Source organism: Streptomyces asoensis (assembly GCF_013085465.1).
Taxonomy (GTDB): Bacteria; Actinomycetota; Actinomycetes; order Streptomycetales; family Streptomycetaceae; genus Streptomyces; species Streptomyces cacaoi_A.
The window spans coordinates 2,475,720-2,492,669 of the sequence record NZ_CP049838.1; the positions used below are offsets into that span (position 1 = coordinate 2,475,720).

The window sequence follows — 16,950 nt, forward strand, 5'->3', positions numbered from 1 at the left end:
CGGAGCGGCACGCAGATCATCTACGTGCGTCGTATCCTGCTCGGACACTCGCTGCCGAGCCCGGTCGGCAAGACGGCACACCCCAGTCCGTATCCCCACCGGAACAACGAGAGCTCGTCAGTTCGTTGAGCAGGAATCGGCGTTTTGCCTATATGGCTGAGCGGCTGCTTTGCTTCAGCGCTCAACGACGCATTACAAACGACCCCTTGACCGCACTAGCGACAGCCCCCGTTCCACATGGGGGTGACGTGGCCGTTCGACTGGAGTTGCACGTGGCCGGGCGCATCGAAGATTACGCACTCATCGGAGACATGCAGACCGCCGCACTGGTCTGCCGGGACGGCACAGTCGACTGGCTGTGCCTGCCCCGCTTCGACTCGCACGCGATCTTCGCAGGTCTGCTCGGCACCGAGGAACACGGATTCTGGCGCCTCGGCCCCGCGCACGCCTCCGACGCGCCACCGCCGCGCGCGGCCCGGCGCACCTACCGGGGCGACTCGCTCATCCTGGAGTCCGAGTGGGACACCCCGCGCGGCACGGTCCGGGTGACCGATTTCATGCCCCCTCGCGACGGCGCGCCCCAGCTGATCCGGATCGTCGAGGGCGTCTCGGGCCGCGTCCCGATGCGCTCCGCGCTGCGGATGCGGTTCTCCTACGGCCGGGTCGTGCCGTGGGTGCACAAGCACGAGGGCCGCACGGTGGCCGTCGCGGGCCCGGACTCCGTGTGGTTCGACACCGAGTGCGAGACCTACGGCAAGTCGCTGACCACGTACGCGGACTTCACGGTCGCGCCGGGTGACCGGATCGCGTTCACGATCTCGTGGGAGCCCTCGCACAAGGAGCCGCCCGCGCTGCCCGAGCCCGAGCAGTCGCTCCAGGCGACCGAGGACTTCTGGCGCGAGTGGGTCGAGCACTGTACGTACCACGGCCCCTACCGCGAGGCGGTGATCCGCTCGCTGATCACGCTCAAGGCGCTGACCTACGGCCCGACCGGCGGCATCGTCGCCGCGCCCACCACCTCCCTGCCCGAGGACATCGGCGGCGTCCGCAACTGGGACTACCGCTACACCTGGCTGCGCGACGCGGCCATCACGCTGTCCTCGCTGCTGCGCACCGGCTACCGCGAGGAGGCCCGCGCCTGGCGCGAGTGGCTGCTGCGGGCCGTCGCCGGCGACCCCGAGAACCTCCAGATCATGTACGGCATCGCGGGCGAGCGCGAGCTGGGCGAGGCCGAGCTGGACTGGCTGCCCGGCTACGAGAACTCCGGCCCGGTCCGGGTCGGCAACGGCGCCGCGCACCAGCTCCAGCTGGACGTCTACGGCGAGGTCACCGAGGCCCTGCACCTGGGCCACATGACGGGCCTGGCCCGCAACGACTACGCCTCCCTGCTCCAGCTCAAGCTGATCCGCTACCTGGAGCAGCACTGGGACGAGCCGGACGAGGGCATCTGGGAGGTGCGCGGTCCGCGCCGCCACTTCGTGCACTCCAAGGTCATGGCCTGGGTCGCCGTCGACCGCACGATCAAGCTGATCGAGTCGGGCGACGCGGACGGCCCGCTGGAGAAGTGGCGCGAGCTGCGCGACGACATCCACCGGGACGTGTGCGAGAAGGGCTACGACAAGGAACGCAACACCTTCACGCAGTCCTACGGCTCCAAGGAGCTGGACGCGTCCCTGCTGCTCATCCCGCAGATGGGCTTCCTGCCCCCGGACGACAAGCGCGTGATCGGCACCATCGAGGCGATCCAGCGCGAGCTGTCCACCCCGGACGGCTTCATCCTGCGCTACCCCACCTCGGGCGGCGACGAGGGCGTCGACGGCCTGCCCGGTGACGAGGGCGCCTTCCTGGCCTGCTCGTTCTGGATGGCGGACGACCTCGCGATGATCGGCCGGGTGGACGAGGCCCGCAAGCTGTTCGAGAAGCTGCTCTCCCTGCGCAACGACCTCGGTCTGCTCGCCGAGGAGTGGGACCCGCGCCTCCAGCGCCAGGTCGGCAACTTCCCGCAGGCCTTCAGCCACGTCCCGCTGATCGACACGGCCCTGCGCCTGACGGCGTCGGGGGCGTACGGCGGCTAACAGGACCGGCACGGCCCGCCCGCCTAGGCTGGGAGCCAACAGCCCCTTTCCGGAAGGGGGCGCCCCATGGCCTCCCCATCGAAGGCGGGCGCGGCTCTGTCCGCGCTGCGCGAAGAACTGGTCGGCGACGTGTTCGCCCCGGAGGATCCGGGTTACGACGAGGCCCGGGCGGTCTTCAACTCGATGATCGACCGGCGTCCCGCGGTGATCGCCCAGTGCGTGGACGAGTCCGACGTCGTACGGTCGGTGCGCTTCGCCCGTGACCTGGACCTGCCCATCGCGGTGCGCGGCGGCGGACACAGCGTCGCGGGCATGGCCCTGGGCGACGGGGCGCTGGTGGTGGACCTGCGTCACATGCGCGCGGTCACCGTCGACCCCGCCGCCGAGGCGGTACGGGTCGCGGGCGGGGCCACGATGAGCGACCTGGACCGCGCCTGCCAGCCCCACGGCCTGGCCACGACCGGCGGACGGGCCTCCACCACCGGCGTCGGCGGCTTCGTCCTCGGTGGCGGCACCGGCTGGCTGGACCGCTCGTGCGGGCTGGCCGTCGACAACCTGCTCGGCGTCGAGCTGGTCACCGCCGAGGGCCGACAGGTCCACGCGAACGCCGACGAGAACCCGGACCTGTTCTGGGCGTTGCACGGCGGCGGCGGCAACTTCGGCATCGCCACCGCGCTCACCCTGAAGCTGCACGAGCTGCCCGAGTTCTCCATCGCGCTGCTGCTGTACCTGCCCGAGTTCGGCGCCGAGGTCACCCGCACCTACCGGGACGTGATCACGTACGGCCCGGACGAGGCGAGCGGCGCCGTCATCTACCTCTCCGGCCCGCCCGAGGAGTTCGTCCCGCCGCACCTGATCGGTTCGCTGCTGTGCGGGGTGCTGCTGACGTACGCCGGTGCCGAGGCGGACCTGCGCAAGCTCGCCGAACCGCTGCTGGCGCTGCCGCACGAGACGGAGGTCGTCGGGGCGATGCCGTACGCCGACGTCCAGTGCATGATCGACGATCCGCCCGGGATGCGGAACTACTGGTCGGCGGAGTACCTGACGGGCGCTCCGGACGACTTCGTGGACGTGTTCTGCGCCCGTGGCCGTGCCATGCCCGTGCCGACGGGCACCATGCACGCGCTGTTCCCGCAGGGCGGCGCGATCGGCACCGGCCCGCACGAGTACCCCGTGCCCTACCGCGACGCGCCCTGGGGTGTGCACCCCTTCGGGCTGTGGGAGGACCCGGCGGACGACGAGCGGTGCGTCCAGTGGGTCCGGGACGTCCGGGCCGCCGTACAGCCGTGGAGCACGGGCGCGGTCTACCTCAACTTCATCGGCGACGAGGGTGCCGACCGGGTCGTGGCGGGCGTGGGTGAGGACAACGCCCGGCGGCTCGCGGACGTGAAGCGGCGGTACGACCCGGACAACGTCTTCCGCTTCAACCACAACATCAAGCCGGCCTGAGAGCCGTCGGTCCGGGCCGTCGGTCCGGGCCGTCAGCCCTGCTCGTGCTCCGCCCGCGCGGCCAGCGCCGTCAGCGTCCGCTCCCCCGCCGGATCGGCCGCCGTCGCCGGGACGAGCGCGATCTCGTCGAGTCCCGCCTCCGCATAGGCGTCGATCCGGGCGCGCACGGTGTCGAGGCCGCCGACCAGGCCGACGGTGGCCGCGGCTTCCGCAGGCAGGGCGCGGACGAGGGTGACGCGGTCGGCGCCGGCCGCGGCGAGCTCGACGGCGGCCCGGAAACCGGCCTCGGCGAACACCTCGCGGTACCCCGGCACCGTCAGGTATCCGGCAATGCTGCCCAGCACCTCGGTGAGCGACTCGGGCGCCGGGTCGACGGCCGCGGGCAGCCAGGCGGCGAGCGTGGGCCGCGCACGTCCCGCCCGCTCGGCCGCAGCGTCCAGCTTGGCGCGCAGCTCACGGACCTGCTCCGGGGAGACGACGTCGAGCAGCATCCGGTCGGCGTGCGCGGCGGCCGCGGCGATCGCGCGGTCCCCGAACGCGGCCACGGTGAGCGGGCCGCCGGGCGGCGGGAGCCGGCGCCGGAAGGTGCTGCCGGGCACGACCGGCTCACCGGGTGTGCCGTGCAGCAGGGCTCGTACGGCCGCCGCGGTCTCGGTCAGGACGGCGGCGGGACGTATCCGGGGCCGCCCGTGCACGCCCTCCACGACGCGTTTGCTCGAGGTGCCCAGCGCCACGCCGACCGCCCGTCCGCCGGTGACGGCGGAGACCGACGCGGCGCCCCGGGCGAGGGTGTACGGGTCGCGCACCGACACCGGGACCGGCCCCGCCGTCAGCGCGGCCCGCTCGGTGACCCGGCCGAGCGCCGCGGCGAGCACGAAGGCGTCCCAGGTCGGCCCCTCGCCCGCCCACACCTCCCGGTAGCCGAGCCGGTCGGCGAGCGCCGCGACCCGCAGCGGCTCGTCGATCGGGCTGTCGTCCTCACGGGCCACGGCCACCACACTGAAGTCCATGGCCCGCCGCTACCCGGCGACGGCCGCCCCATGCCGGGACGGAGCTGTCACCGGAACGTCCGCGCAGGTAGCGTCCGCTGCATGGACAGCCGCACGGACCACCGATTCGACAGCCAGAGCGCCGGCATCACCGTGCGACGCGCGCTGGAGCTGCCCGGCCTGCGCAGCGGGCTCCCCGAGATCCTCGCGGGCGCCGACCGGCTGGGCCGCACGGTGCGCTGGGTGCACGCGGGCGAGGTCCCGAACATCGCCTCGCTGCTCAAGGGCGGCGAGCTGCTGCTGACCACGGGCTACGGCCTCGGCACCCGTCCGGCCGAGCAGCGGGCGTTCGTCCGCACCCTGGCCGAGCGGGGCATCGCGGCCCTGGTGATCGAGCTGGGCCCGCGCTTCACCCGGCTGCCCGCGGCCCTGGTCGAGACGGCGCGCGCGACCGGGCTCCCCCTGGTCCAGCTGCACCGCGAGGTGCCGTTCGTGACGGTCACGGAGGAGATCCACACCGAGATCGTCAACGGGCACTACGCCCTGCTCCAGCAGGCCGAGGAAGTGCACCGGCGCTGTACCGAAGCGCTGCTCGGCGGGGGCGGGATACCGCAGGTCCTGGGGATCCTGGCGGACTTCAGCGGCAACCCCGTCTTCCTGGAGACGACCGAGGGCCAGCTCCTGTACGCCGCCGGCGCCGGGCCCGAGGGCGCGGACCCGCTCCAGGTGTGGGAGGGCCTGCGCGGGCCGCACAAGGAGGCGCCGCCGCCCGCGGGCTCGGTGCTGGTGGACGTGCCCGGGGGCGGGCCGGGGGCGGGTTCGGTACGCGCCCGGCTCGTGCTGCTGCCCGTGCGCGCCCCGCTCGCACCGGTGCACCGGATCGCCGCCGAACGCGCGGCCGGGATCCTGGCCGTGGTGCTGATGCAGGCCCGCCAGGAGGAGGAGCTGGCGGCACGCGGCCGGGGCGACTTCCTCACCGACCTCGCCGAGGGCCGGATCGCCGCCGAGGACGCTCCGGCGCAGGCGCGCGTCCTCGGCTTCAAGCCCGGCGCCAGTCCGCTGCTCCCCGTCGTCATGCGGCTGGGCGACGGCCTCTCCCCCGGCGGGGGCTGGGCGGTGCTGGCGCGGGCGGTCGCCGAGGAGCTCGCGTCGGTGGGTGTGCCCGTGCTGCTGGGCGTGCGGCCGGTGGAGGGCCGGGTGCCGTTGCTGCTGGGCCTGCGGTCGGAGTCGGAGCGGTCGGCGGTGGCGGACCGGGTCGCGGCGGCACTGCGGGCCGGGGTGGAACGGGCCGGGATGCAGCGGCCGGGGGCCCAGCCGCCGGTGGTGGTGGTCGGGGTGGCGGGCGGCTGGGCGGCCGCCTCGGCGGGCCTCAGACACGCGGCGGAGACGGCGACCGCCGCGCAGGGCCTGTCGGACCGCCCCTGGTACGACGCCCGCCGCCTGGACATCGACCTCCTGTTGTGGCGGCTGCGCGACCACCCCGACCTGGCGGCCTTCGTGGACCGCGCGATCGGCCCGGTCCGCGACCACGACCACCGCTCCAAGCCGCCCCTGCTGCCCACCCTGGAGACCTACCTCGCGCACGCCGGCCGCAAGGCGGAGACGGCCCGCGAGCTGCATCTGAACCGCCAGACGCTGTACAACCGCCTCGCCCGCATCGGCGAGTTGCTCGGCACCGACCTCGACGACCCGCAGACGGTCCTGGCGTTGAGCCTGGCGCTGCGGGCGCGGCGGCACGTGGCGTAGGGCTCAGATCATCGGCTGGAGCTGCGTCAGCTCGTCGTAGACGCTGAGGACCTGGGCGACGGTCTCGTCCTCGGTGGGCCAGTCGGCCGCCTGTCGGGTGCCCAGGTCCCGGAGGAGCCCCGCCCGTTCGGGGTCTTCGAGGAGGCGTACGACGGCTGCGGCGAAGGCCTCCGGGTCGTGCGGCGGGACCAGTTCGGCCGCGTCGCCGACGAGTTCGCGGATGCCGCCGGTCAGGGCGGCGACGAGCGGTACGCGCGCGTGCAGGGCCTCCTGCGCCAGGACCGACCGGGACTCCCTGCCGCCGGGCAGCAGCGCGAGGTCGGCGGCGGCGAGCAGTTCGCTCACGTCGTCGCGTCGCCCCAGCAGCCGGACCGGCAGTTCCTCGTCCTCGATGCGGCGCTGGAGCTCCGCCCGCTGCGGCCCCTCCCCCGCCACCACGACCAGCGGCACGGGGTCGAGGCCGCGCCACACCCGCGCGGCGTCCAGCAGCAGGTCGTGACCGCGGTGGCGGTCCAGGGAGCCGACGGCCATGAACAACGGGCGCCCCATGGCGCCGAGTTCGGCCCGGAGCTTCGAGGACGGCGGCTCGGACTCCTCGTTCCCCTCTGTCCGGCGGGGCCGGGGCAGCGCCACGGCGGCGAGCCGTGCGTCGCGCGCGCCGGTCCTGCGGGCCCGGTCGACGAGGTCGGAGGTGGTGCCGAGGACCACGGTCGCCGTCCGCGCGACCCGCCGCTCCAGCAGCCGCAGCAGATGGGCGCGGGCCCCCTCGGCGTGCGCGCGGTTGTGCCAGGTGACGATGAGCGGGGTGCGCCGGCCGCTGAGCGCGAGCACGGCCCGGAACGAGGCGTGCAGTCCGTGCGCGTGGACGAGGTCGGCGTCCGTGCAGGCCGCCCGGAGCGCCGCCACGGACCCCGGATCGCTGCTGCGCGGCACGTGCACGTGTTCGGCTCCGGCCCCCGTGAAGTCGTAGGTGTCATCCGCCTCGCCGGGGGCGCACACCGTCACTCGCACGCCCCGCGCGACGAGCCCCGCTGCCAGGGAACGCACGTGCGCGCTGCTGCCGGCATTGCCGCCGCCCAGCACCTGCACGGTGCGCAGCGACGACTGGCCGTGCGGTGAGTGGCTGCTCACGTGGCCGGGGCTCCTGGTTCGGCGTCGGACGGTCACGAAGAAACGTACAGAAGGACCGGGCGGAGGGGTGGACCGCTGGCGTTCCTCCACGTACTACGCCCAAGGATGCCAGCACGTACGGGTGTTCCGTGCCGCCGAGCACCCTGACACCCGGTCACAGAGTCCCCCTCATCACCCACACGGGTGAGAGAAGTCGGGGTTCCGTTCGATTACCCGAGTGCTGACCTCGCCGCCTCGCTCACCTGCTCCCCGTACACCGCCGCAGCCACGACGGCGACGGCGTGCGCCATCAGACCCGCACGGCCGTTGCCGGCCACCACCGCCGCCCCGAGCAGCGCGCCGAGCGCGTGGGCCCCGCTGTCGCCGAGCATCTCCCGCCCGCCCAGATCGTCGGGCAGAACGGCCGCGGCGGCTCCGACCGCCACGGCGGACAGCTCGCCCGCCGCCCCCGCGCGCAGCAACCCCGGTACGCCCAGGGCGAGGACGGCGCCGGCGGCCCGGCCGGGGCGCACGTCCACGAGGTTGACGAAGTGCGCGGCCCCGGCGATCACCACCCCCGCCAGCACCTTGTCCAGGGGCCGTTCCTTCAGCAGCGCCCCCGCCACCAGCCCGGCCGCCGAGACACCGAACAGCTTCACGGCCCCGCTGGTGACCTCGCCCTCCCGCAGCGCGCCCAGGTGGGCCCGGAAGCCCCGCCGCGCGTCGCCGGCGCCGACGACATCGTCGTACGCCCCGCAGGTCCCGGCGGCGGCCACGGCGAGCGCGGCGGCCGGGGCCGTCCGCCCGGCCGCGAGCGCCCCGGCCAGGGCGGCGGCGGGGCCGGAGTACAGCCCGACCGTCCGCCCCGCGTGGTTCTCGCGCTCCCAGCGTGCGCGCCCGCCGGGCGCCGCGGCGCGCAGAGCCGCCGCCGTCCCCCAGGTCAGCCCGGCCGCCGCCGCGAACGCCGGGCCCCGTCCCCTCAGTGTGAACATGCCCTCACCCTAAGAAACCCCGGCGGCGCCCGACGCCCCGGACCGGTCGGCCCCGGCGCACCGACGCGGCAAGCCGACGGGGCGGGCGGTCCGAGTCACCCCGTACCGCCCGCCCCGTCCATGTCCTGCGCGCGTCCGTGTCCTGCGCGTCGGCCGTTTCCGGCTGCCGCCGACCGGCCCTAGCCGTCCGCGCGAGCCGTGGCCAGCAGTTCCTCGGCGTGCGCCCGGGCCGTCTCGGAGTCCTCCTGGCCGGCGAGCATCCGGGACAGCTCCCGGATGCGGTCCTCGCCCTCCAGGATCTTCACGCCGGACCGGGTCACCGACCCGTCGTTGGTCTTCTCGACCAGCAGCTGCCGGTCGGCGAAGGCGGCGACCTGCGGAAGGTGGGTGACCACCACGACCTGAGCGGTCTTGGCGAGCCGGGCGAGGCGCCGCCCGATCTCGACCGCCGCCTTGCCGCCCACGCCCGCGTCGACCTCGTCGAAGAGATACGTCGGCACGGGATCCGTCCCCGCGAACACGACCTCGACGGCCAGCATCACGCGCGAGAGCTCACCGCCGGACGCGCCCTTGGCGATGGGCCGGGGCGGCGCGCCCGGGTGCGGGGCGAGCAGCAGCTCGACCTCGTCCGCACCGGCCGGCCCGTAGGCGACCGGGCGTCCGCCGACCTCGACGCCCTCCGGGTCCTCGGTCTGCCGGATGTCGAACGACACGCGCGCGTGCGGCATGGCGAGAGAGGCCAGCTCGGCGGTCACGGCGGCGGCGAACCGCTCGGCGGCCTCCGTGCGCGCGTCCGTCAGCGCCTGCGCCAGCCCGCCGAGTTCGCCGCGCAGGGCGTCCCGTTCGGCGGTCAGCTCGTCGATGCGCTCGTCGTCGCCGTCCAGCTCGGTGAGCCGGGCGGCGCTCTGCTCGGCCCAGACGAGCACGGAGTCCACGTCCTGCCCGTACTTGCGGGTGAGCGCGGTGAGCGCGGCCCGCCGCTCCTCGACGGCCGACAGCCGCAGCGGATCGGCGTCGAGGTCGTCGGCGTACCCCGCGAGCTCGCCCGCCACATCGCCCAGCAGGATCCCGATCTCCCCGATCCGGTCGGCGAGCGCGGCCAGCGCCGGATCGTGCGACCTGACGGCCTCCAGGGCCCGCTGCGCGCCCGCGACGAGCGTGGTGGCCTCGATGCCCTCGGGGTCCTCCGGATTACCGGCGAGGGCGGCGTGGGCGGCCGTGGCGGCTGACGACAGCGCTTCCGCGTGCCCGAGCCGCTCGGCCTCCTCCGCCAGCTCCACGTCCTCTCCGGCGCGCGGTTCGACGCCGGCGATCTCGTCGAGCCCGAAGCGCAGCATGTCGGCCTCCTGGGCCCGCTCACGCGCGCGCGTGACGATCTCCTCCAGCTCGACGGCGACGGCCCGCAGCCGCCGGTAGGCCTCGGTGTACTTGGCGAGCGGCACGGTCACCGCGTCGCCCGCGTACCGGTCGAGCGCCTGCCGTTGCCGGGACAGCTTCAGCAGCCCCTGCTGGTCGGTCTGCCCGTGGACGGCGACCAGCTCGTCGGCGAGCTCGGCGAGCACGCTCATGGGCACACTCCGCCCGCCCACGTGCGCCCGCGACCGCCCCTCTGCGGAAACGGTACGGCTGATGAGCAACGCCCCGTCGTCGAGCTCGGCCCCGGCCTCCTCGGCCCGTACCACCACCGAGGCGTTCGCGGGCACGGCGATCCGCCCCTCCACGACCGCCTTCTCGGCGCCGATCCGCACGAGCGCGGGATCAGCGCGCCCGCCCAGCAGCAGCCCGAGGCTGGTGACCACCATCGTCTTGCCCGCGCCCGTCTCACCCGTGACAGCGGTGAAGCCTGGCGACAGCTCGACGACAGCGTCGTCGATGACTCCGAGCGACCGTATCCGCATCTCCTCCAACACGGACAAGACCTTACGAGGTCGGGGGGAGGAAGTGCGACGCCCCCCGGCCCCGTAAGGGGAACCCGCAGGTGAAGAATGTGTATCGACGGCGCCCTGTCACCCGGGTGAGTGGAGCCGCACCCGGGGCGCGGGGGCGTACGAACCGCTACGAACCGCTAGTGACGAGCCCCTCGCCACCCGGAGACGGGCAGCGCGAACTTCGCCACCAGCCGGTCCGTGAACGACGCGTGATGCAGCCGGGCCAGCCGGACCGGCACGGCTCCCCGCCGCACCTCCACCCGGGCCCCGGCGGGCAGCTCGACGGTCCGCCGCCCGTCGCACCACAGAACGCCCGGCGGAATGTGCGGCAGCACCTCCACCGCGAGCACGGAGTCGGGCGAGGTCACCAACGGCTTCGCGAACAGCGCGTGCGCGCTGATCGGCACCATCAGCAGCGCCTCGACCTCGGGCCACACCACCGGCCCGCCCGCCGAGAACGCGTAGGCGGTCGACCCCGTCGGCGTGGACAGCACGATCCCGTCGCACCCGAACCCGGTGACCGGCCGCCCGTCGATCTCCAGTACGACCTCGAGCAGCTTCTCCGCGCCCGCCTTCTGCACGGCCGCCTCGTTCAGCGCCCAGTCGGTGTGCACGATGTCGCCGTTGCGATGCACGACGACATCGACGGTCATCCGCTCCTCGACCTCGTACGCCTTCGTCACCACCCGGTCGACGACCTTGTCGAGGTCGTCGCGCTCGGCCTCGGCGAGGAAGCCGACGCTGCCGAGGTTGACGCCCAGCATCGGCACCCCGGACGCCCGCGCGAACTCCGCGCCGCGCAGCAGCGTGCCGTCGCCGCCGAGGACGATGAGCAGCTCGCATCCCTCCAGGCACTGCGGAGTGGCCTCGGAGACCAGCTCCACCTCCTCCGGCAGGGGCAGGTCGGCGGCCTCGTACTCCAGGACGCGCACCCCGATGCCCTCACGCAGCAGTCCCTTGACGACCAGCTCGGCACTGCGGATGGCCGCGGGCCGCCCGGTGTGGGCGAGCAGGAAAACAGTACGAGCTCGGTTCTGAGTCAACGCGGCCCCTCCGCAACTGCACGGTCGACGTCGGCCGGGTCGAGGACAGGCGCCCCGGCCCTGAGCCACAGAAAGTACTCGACGTTGCCCGAAGGCCCGGGCAGCGGGCTGGCGGTGACACCCTTCACCCCGAGCCCCAGGTCCCACGCCTTCCCGGCCACGCCCCGCACCGCTTCCGCCCGCAGCTGCGGGCTCCGTACGACACCCCCGCTGCCCAGCCGTTCCTTCCCCACCTCGAACTGCGGCTTGACCATCATCACCAGGTCCGCGTCCGGCGCGGTGCACCGTGCCAGGGCGGGCAGCACCAGCCCCAGCGGGATGAAGGACAAGTCCCCCACGACAAGATCCACAGGCTTCCCATCGATCGCTTCAAGCGTCAACTCGCGTACGTTCGTACGGTCCTTGACGCTGACGCGTTCATCGCTCTGAAGAGACCACGCGAGTTGTCCGTATCCGACGTCGACGGCGACCACGTGCGCTGCCCCCGCCCGCAGCAGCACATCGGTGAACCCGCCGGTCGACGCGCCGGCGTCCAGCGCCCGCCGCCCCTCCACCAGGAGCCCCTGCGGCACGAACGCGGCCAGCGCTCCGGCGAGCTTGTGGCCGCCCCGGGACACGTAGTCGGGGTCGTCGCCGTCGACGGCGACGACGATCGCGGCCGCCGTCTCGACCTGGGTGGCGGACTTGGTCGCGACGGTCTTGCCGACGGAGACACGCCCGGCGGCGATCAGCTGGCCGGCATGCTCACGCGAGCGCGCGAGCTTGCGGCGGACCAGCTCCGCGTCCAGACGGCGTCGTGCGACTCCTGCCACGTTCGGTTCAGCTCCTGTGTCCGTACGACGCTGGGGGCGCCGGAGGTCCCGGGCGGGCGTCGAGCGCGGTGAGCGCGTCGCGCAGCCCCCGGTGTACATCCTCGTACACCTCGACGTGTCCGTCGGTGGCGAGGTGGTCGGCGTCCGCCAGCCGGTCCAGCAGCGCGTCCACCTCCGCGTTGCCGGTGGGGGCCCGCGGGACGCCCAGCGGGGCGGGAGCCGCGGGATCCTGCTCCTGCTTCTCGGGCACGGTCTCCGGGGCGGTCTCCGTCCCCGTCTCCGGCGCTGTGTCGCTCATGCGAAGACGCTACCTCGAACGCCTGGGGTACCGTCGATCGCGATGGCCACGATCGAGGAGTGCCACGCCGCACTCGAGAAGCTCTCGGACAACATGCGCAGCGCCGAAGGGGACGTCCGGACGGCCGCCGCCCTGGACCGTTCGGTGAGCTGCCGGATCACCGACCTGGACGTCACGTTCGTCGGCCGGATGACGGACGGCCGGATCGTCGTGCAGGACACCCTTCAGGGGCCTCCTGTGGAGAAGGCCCAGATCAGGCTGACCATGACCGGCGACGATCTGGTCGCGCTGGTCGCCGGCGAGCTGAACTTCGCGAAGGCCTGGGGCTCCGGGCGGGTGAAGCTGGAGGCGGGCCTGCGCGATCTGTTCCAGCTCAGGAAACTTCTGTAGCGACCGCGTGCTCGACCCGTGCGCGCGCCTTCCGCGCCGCCGGAACCACCAGCGGGGTCCCCGTCTCCGGGTCGTCGATGACCTGGCAGCGCAGACCGAAGACCTCCTCCACCAGCCCGGCGGTGACGATGTCGTTCGGCGCGCCCTGCGCGATGACCTCGCCGTCCTTCAGCGCGATCAGGTGGGTGGCGTACCGGGCCGCGTGGTTGAGGTCGTGCAGCACCGCGACGAGCGTGCGCCCCTGCTCCTCGTGCAGCTCCGCGCACAGGTCCAGTACGTCGATCTGGTGCTGGATGTCGAGGTAGGTCGTCGGCTCGTCGAGCAGCAGCAGCGGTGTCTGCTGGGCGAGGGCCATCGCGATCCACACGCGCTGGCGCTGACCGCCGGACAGCTCGTCGACATAGCGGTCGGCGAGCTCGGCGACCCCGGTCTGCGCCATGGACTCCTGCACGACCCGCTCGTCCTCGGCCGACCACTGGCGCAGGATGCCCTGGTGCGGGTAGCGGCCGCGGCCCACGAGGTCGGCGACGGTGATGCCGTCGGGCGCGATCGACGACTGCGGCAGCAGCCCCAGCGTCCGCGCGACCTTCTTCGCGGGCATCGACTGGATGACCTGCCCGTCGAGCAGCACCCGGCCCTGACTCGGCTTCAGCATCCGCGACAGCGCCCGCAGCAGCGTCGACTTGCCGCAGGCGTTCGGGCCGACGATCACCGTGAAGGAGTTGTCCGGTATCTCCACCGACAGCTGTTCGGCGATGACCCGCTGGTCATAGGCGAGGGTGACGTTCTCGGCGGACAGGCGGTTCACGGTGCTCCTTGAGTTGTTCCGGTCGGCCGGGCGGCCGTTGTCGTCGACCGCGCCGCTCATATCCGGCCCGCCCTGCGCTCGGTGACGAGGAGCCACAGCAGGTACACCCCGCCCAGCACACCGGTGACCACGCCCACGGGCAGCTGTCCGTCACCGAAGAGCCGTTGCGAGGCCCAGTCGGCGGTGACCAGCAGAGCGGCGCCCATGCACAGGGACGGCACGAGGTTGGGCCCGGGCGAGCGCGTCAGACGCCGGGCGAGCTGCGGCGCGGTGAGCGCCACGAAGCTGACGGGCCCCGCGGCGGCGGTGGCGGCCGCGGTGAGCAGCACGGCACAGACCATCAGCACCAGCCGGACGCGCTCCACACGCACCCCCAGCGCGTGGGAGACGTCGTCGCCCATCTCCATCATCCGCAGCCCGCGCGCGTTGGCGAGCACGAGCGGCACGAGCACACAGGCCAGCACGAGCAGCGGCCAGACCTGCTTCCAGTCACGGCCGTCGAGGGTGCCGGTCATCCACACGACCGCGCGGGCCGCGTCGACGAAGTCGGCCTTGGTCATCAGATAGCCGTTGACCGCCGTCGCGATCGCCGAGAGGCCGATGCCGACGAGCACCAGCCGGTACCCGTGGACCCCCCGCTTCCACGCCAGCAGGTAGATGAGGGCCCCGGTCACCAGGCCGCCCACCAGCGCGCCGACCGTCACCTGGGTGGTGCTCCCGGAGAACAGCACGATCATCACGAGCGCGCCGGCCGTCGCGCCCTGCCCGAGCCCCAGCACGTCCGGGCTGCCGAGCGGGTTGCGCGACACGGCCTGGAAGAGCGCACCGCCGAGCCCCAGCGAGGCCCCGACGAGCAGGCCCACGAGGACCCGCGGCAGCCGCAGCTCGTTGACGATGAACTCCTGGCCGGCGTTGCCGTCGCCGAGCAGCGTCTTCACGACGTCTTCGGCCGGGATCGGGAAGTCGCCGGTGCCGATCAGCACCACGCTCGCGGCGAGCGCGGCCACCACCAGCGCGGCGACGACGATCAGCGCCCGCGGCTCCAGCCGGACGGAGAGCCCACCCGGGGTGCGCAGCGCCCGAGGGCGGCCGTGGGGGATCTTCTGCGCGGTCTTCACAGCTGGGCCGTCCTCCGCCGTCGTACGAGAAAGATGAAGACCGGGCCGCCGATGATCGCGGTGATGATGCCGACCTGGACCTCCGAGGGCCGGGCGACGACCCGGCCGATGACATCGGAGCCCAGCAGCAGCACCGGCGACAGGACGGCCGCGTACGGCATGATCCAGCGCAGGTCGGGGCCGGTGAACGAGCGGACGATGTGCGGGACCATCAGCCCGACGAACACGATCGGCCCGCAGGCGGCGGTCGCGGCACCGCACAGCACGGTGGCGGCCAGCATCGACAGCGCCCGGGTGCGGTTGAGGTTGGCGCCGAGCGCCTTGGCGGTGTCGTCGCCCATCGCCACGGCGTTCAGCGGCCGGGCGAGGACGAACGCGAGAAGGGTGCCGACGACCAGAAAGGGCAGCACCTGCCGGATGGTCTCGTCGGTCGCCGTGGACAGCGAACCGACCGTCCAGAACCGCATCCTGGAGAGCGCCGCGTCATCCATGATCATCACGGCCTGGAGATAGCCGTACAGGGCGGCACTGATCGCCGTGCCGGCGAGCGCGAGCCGCACCGGCGTGGCTCCCCGGCTCCCGCCGAGGAACCAGACCAGCGCACCGACGGCGGCCGCCCCGAAGAAGGCGAACCACACATAGCCGGTCAGGCTCGTGACACCGAAGTAGGTGATGGCGGTGACGACGGCCGCCGAGGCGCCCGCATTGATGCCGAGCAACCCGGGGTCGGCCAGCGGATTGCGCGTCAGCGCCTGGAGCAGGGCGCCGGACAGGCCGAGCGCGGCCCCGACGAGCAGCCCGAGCACGGTCCGCGACAACCGCTCGTCGACCACGACGTCCGCGTACGTCCCGGAGTCCTCGAACAGCCCGTGCAGGACCTGCGCCACGGACAGTTCCTTGGCCCCGACGGCGATGCTCATCACCGCCACCAGCAGCAGCACCGCCACGGCGGCGAGCAGCCCGACGGCACGTATCGCCCGGCGTTTTGGAGGCGCGGGGGCGGTCTCCGCGCGCTGTTCGGGAACACTGTCGACCAACACGCAGTTAGGTTAGCCTACCCTGCCAATGCGCCTCGATCCCTGGTCACGGCCCGTGCCAGGGTTCACAGCATCACCGCTTCGCGGTCTCACCGCCCGCCCCTCTTCCGGCCCGGCGGTTCACAACCCCAGCCGCGCCAGCGCCTTCCCTCCGTCCAGCTCACACGTCCCCTCACCGGCCGCCGTCCAGGCCGCCGCGCACAACGCCCGCAGCCCGTCCAGGGCTTCGCCGTCCCCCGCCAGCTCCAGGCTCTCGGCGCCCGCGCTCGCCGTCCAGCCGCCGCACCGGAAACCGCCACCGTCCACGGTGACCTCGGGCTGGCCGGTGAGCATCCCCCGCAGATCGCCGTCGACATACGTCGGCCGGTGCTGCGGCGGCGCGGCGAGCAACTGCGCCCCGTCGGTGACACCGGTGAGGACTAGCAGCGAGTCGACCTCGCCGTTGAACGCCCCCTCGATGTCCGTGTCCAGCCGGTCCCCGACGACCAACGGCCGCTCGGCGCCGGTCCGCAGGATCGTCTCCCGGTGCATCGGAGGCAACGGCTTGCCCGCGACCTGCGGCTCGGCGCCGGTCGCGATCCGCACGACCTCCACCGCCGCGCCGTTGCCCGGCGCGATGCCCCGCCCGCTGGGAATCGTCAGGTCGGTGTTGGACGCGAACCACGGCACCCCGCGCGCGACGGCGTACGAAGCCTCCGCGAACCGCCCCCACGCCAGGTCGGGCCCGCCGAACCCCTGCACCACGGCCGCCGGATCGTCGTCCGCCGACTCCACCGGCTCGAGCCCGCGCTCGCGCAGCGCGACCCGCAGCCCCTCCCCGCCGATCACCAGCACCCGCGCGCCGGCCGGCACCTGCTCACTGATCAGCCGCGCGACCGCCTGCGCCGAGGTGATGACGTCGTCGGCGCCCGTCGGTATCCCCAGCTCCGTCAGATGCTCGGCCACCGTGTCCGGCGTCCGCAGCGCGTTGTTGGTGACGTACGCGAGACGCATCCCGCCCGCACGCGCGGTGGCCAGCGACTCGACGGCGTACGCGATCGCGTTGCCCCCCGCGTACACCACCCCGTCCAGGTCGAGCAGCGCCGTGTCGTACGCCTCGCTCAGGGCCTGCCCACTGCCCTCGGGCCTCGTCCTGACGCTCCGGCTCATTCCACA

15 protein-coding genes are annotated in these 16,950 nt (G+C 73.6%); 4 read left to right on the forward strand and 11 right to left on the reverse strand.

The genetic code is table 11. From position 1 onward, the window contains the following. Window positions 1-272 precede the first annotated feature (272 nt). The gene (locus tag G9272_RS11030) at window positions 273-2,075 is read left to right on the forward strand and encodes a glycoside hydrolase family 15 protein (protein ID WP_020128156.1); all 1,803 of its coding nucleotides are present in this window, start codon (window positions 273-275) and stop codon (window positions 2,073-2,075) included. Between the two features lie 66 nt (window positions 2,076-2,141). Further along, the gene (locus tag G9272_RS11035; RefSeq protein WP_171396393.1) at window positions 2,142-3,524 is read left to right on the forward strand and encodes an FAD-binding oxidoreductase; all 1,383 of its coding nucleotides are present in this window, start codon (window positions 2,142-2,144) and stop codon (window positions 3,522-3,524) included. 32 nt (window positions 3,525-3,556) lie between these two features. On the opposite strand, the gene G9272_RS11040 is transcribed toward G9272_RS11035, so the two are convergent. Then, complete coding sequence (locus tag G9272_RS11040) at window positions 3,557-4,534, reverse strand: LLM class F420-dependent oxidoreductase (protein WP_171396394.1); 978 nt, start codon at window positions 4,532-4,534, stop codon at window positions 3,557-3,559. Window positions 4,535-4,615: 81 nt separating this feature from the next. Between G9272_RS11040 and G9272_RS11045 the strand changes: the two genes are divergently transcribed. Next, complete coding sequence (locus tag G9272_RS11045) at window positions 4,616-6,259, forward strand: PucR family transcriptional regulator (RefSeq protein WP_171396395.1); 1,644 nt, start codon at window positions 4,616-4,618, stop codon at window positions 6,257-6,259. A 3-nt stretch (window positions 6,260-6,262) separates the two neighbouring features. Here G9272_RS11045 and G9272_RS11050 read toward each other — a convergent pair whose 3' ends face one another. From G9272_RS11050 to G9272_RS11075, 6 genes are all read right to left on the reverse strand, one after another. Continuing rightward, on the reverse strand, window positions 6,263-7,390 hold the full coding sequence (locus G9272_RS11050) for a glycosyltransferase family 4 protein (protein ID WP_253267774.1): 1,128 nt from the start codon (window positions 7,388-7,390) through the stop codon (window positions 6,263-6,265). 209 nt (window positions 7,391-7,599) lie between these two features. Next, complete coding sequence (locus tag G9272_RS11055; protein ID WP_171396397.1) at window positions 7,600-8,361, reverse strand: hypothetical protein; 762 nt, start codon at window positions 8,359-8,361, stop codon at window positions 7,600-7,602. 179 nt (window positions 8,362-8,540) lie between these two features. After that, the gene (gene recN, locus G9272_RS11060) at window positions 8,541-10,259 is read right to left on the reverse strand and encodes a DNA repair protein RecN (RefSeq protein ID WP_171401941.1); all 1,719 of its coding nucleotides are present in this window, start codon (window positions 10,257-10,259) and stop codon (window positions 8,541-8,543) included. A gap of 167 nt (window positions 10,260-10,426) precedes the next feature. After that, the gene (locus G9272_RS11065; RefSeq protein WP_020128151.1) at window positions 10,427-11,332 is read right to left on the reverse strand and encodes an NAD kinase; all 906 of its coding nucleotides are present in this window, start codon (window positions 11,330-11,332) and stop codon (window positions 10,427-10,429) included. Beyond that, complete coding sequence (locus G9272_RS11070) at window positions 11,329-12,144, reverse strand: TlyA family RNA methyltransferase (protein WP_171396398.1); 816 nt, start codon at window positions 12,142-12,144, stop codon at window positions 11,329-11,331. Before G9272_RS11070 ends, G9272_RS11065 begins: the two co-directional genes overlap by 4 nt. Before the next feature lie 7 nt (window positions 12,145-12,151). Further along, window positions 12,152-12,442 carry a hypothetical protein gene (locus G9272_RS11075; protein WP_171396399.1) on the reverse strand — a complete coding sequence of 97 codons (291 nt, stop codon included), beginning with the start codon at window positions 12,440-12,442 and terminating at the stop codon, window positions 12,152-12,154. A 42-nt stretch (window positions 12,443-12,484) separates the two neighbouring features. On the opposite strand from G9272_RS11075, the gene G9272_RS11080 reads away from it, so the two are divergent. Further along, a complete protein-coding gene (locus G9272_RS11080) occupies window positions 12,485-12,832 on the forward strand; it encodes an alkyl sulfatase C-terminal domain-containing protein (protein WP_171396400.1) in 348 nt (115 codons plus the stop codon). Here G9272_RS11080 and G9272_RS11085 read toward each other — a convergent pair. The 4 genes from G9272_RS11085 to G9272_RS11100 form a co-directional block, all read right to left on the reverse strand. Beyond that, complete coding sequence (locus G9272_RS11085) at window positions 12,816-13,700, reverse strand: ABC transporter ATP-binding protein (RefSeq protein WP_171396401.1); 885 nt, start codon at window positions 13,698-13,700, stop codon at window positions 12,816-12,818. The two genes, G9272_RS11080 and G9272_RS11085, sit on opposite strands and share 17 nt — an antisense overlap. Beyond that, entirely contained in the window at window positions 13,697-14,758 is a 1,062-nt protein-coding gene (locus G9272_RS11090; protein WP_171396402.1) for a FecCD family ABC transporter permease, read from the reverse strand. Before G9272_RS11090 ends, G9272_RS11085 begins: the two co-directional genes overlap by 4 nt. After that, window positions 14,755-15,798, reverse strand: a complete 1,044-nt coding sequence (locus G9272_RS11095) for a FecCD family ABC transporter permease (protein WP_171396403.1) — start codon at window positions 15,796-15,798, stop codon at window positions 14,755-14,757. The genes G9272_RS11090 and G9272_RS11095 overlap by 4 nt, the downstream gene beginning before the upstream one ends. Window positions 15,799-15,915: 117 nt before the next feature. After that, entirely contained in the window at window positions 15,916-16,944 is a 1,029-nt protein-coding gene (locus G9272_RS11100) for an HAD hydrolase-like protein (protein WP_171396404.1), read from the reverse strand. Between the last annotated feature and the right edge of the window lie 6 nt (window positions 16,945-16,950).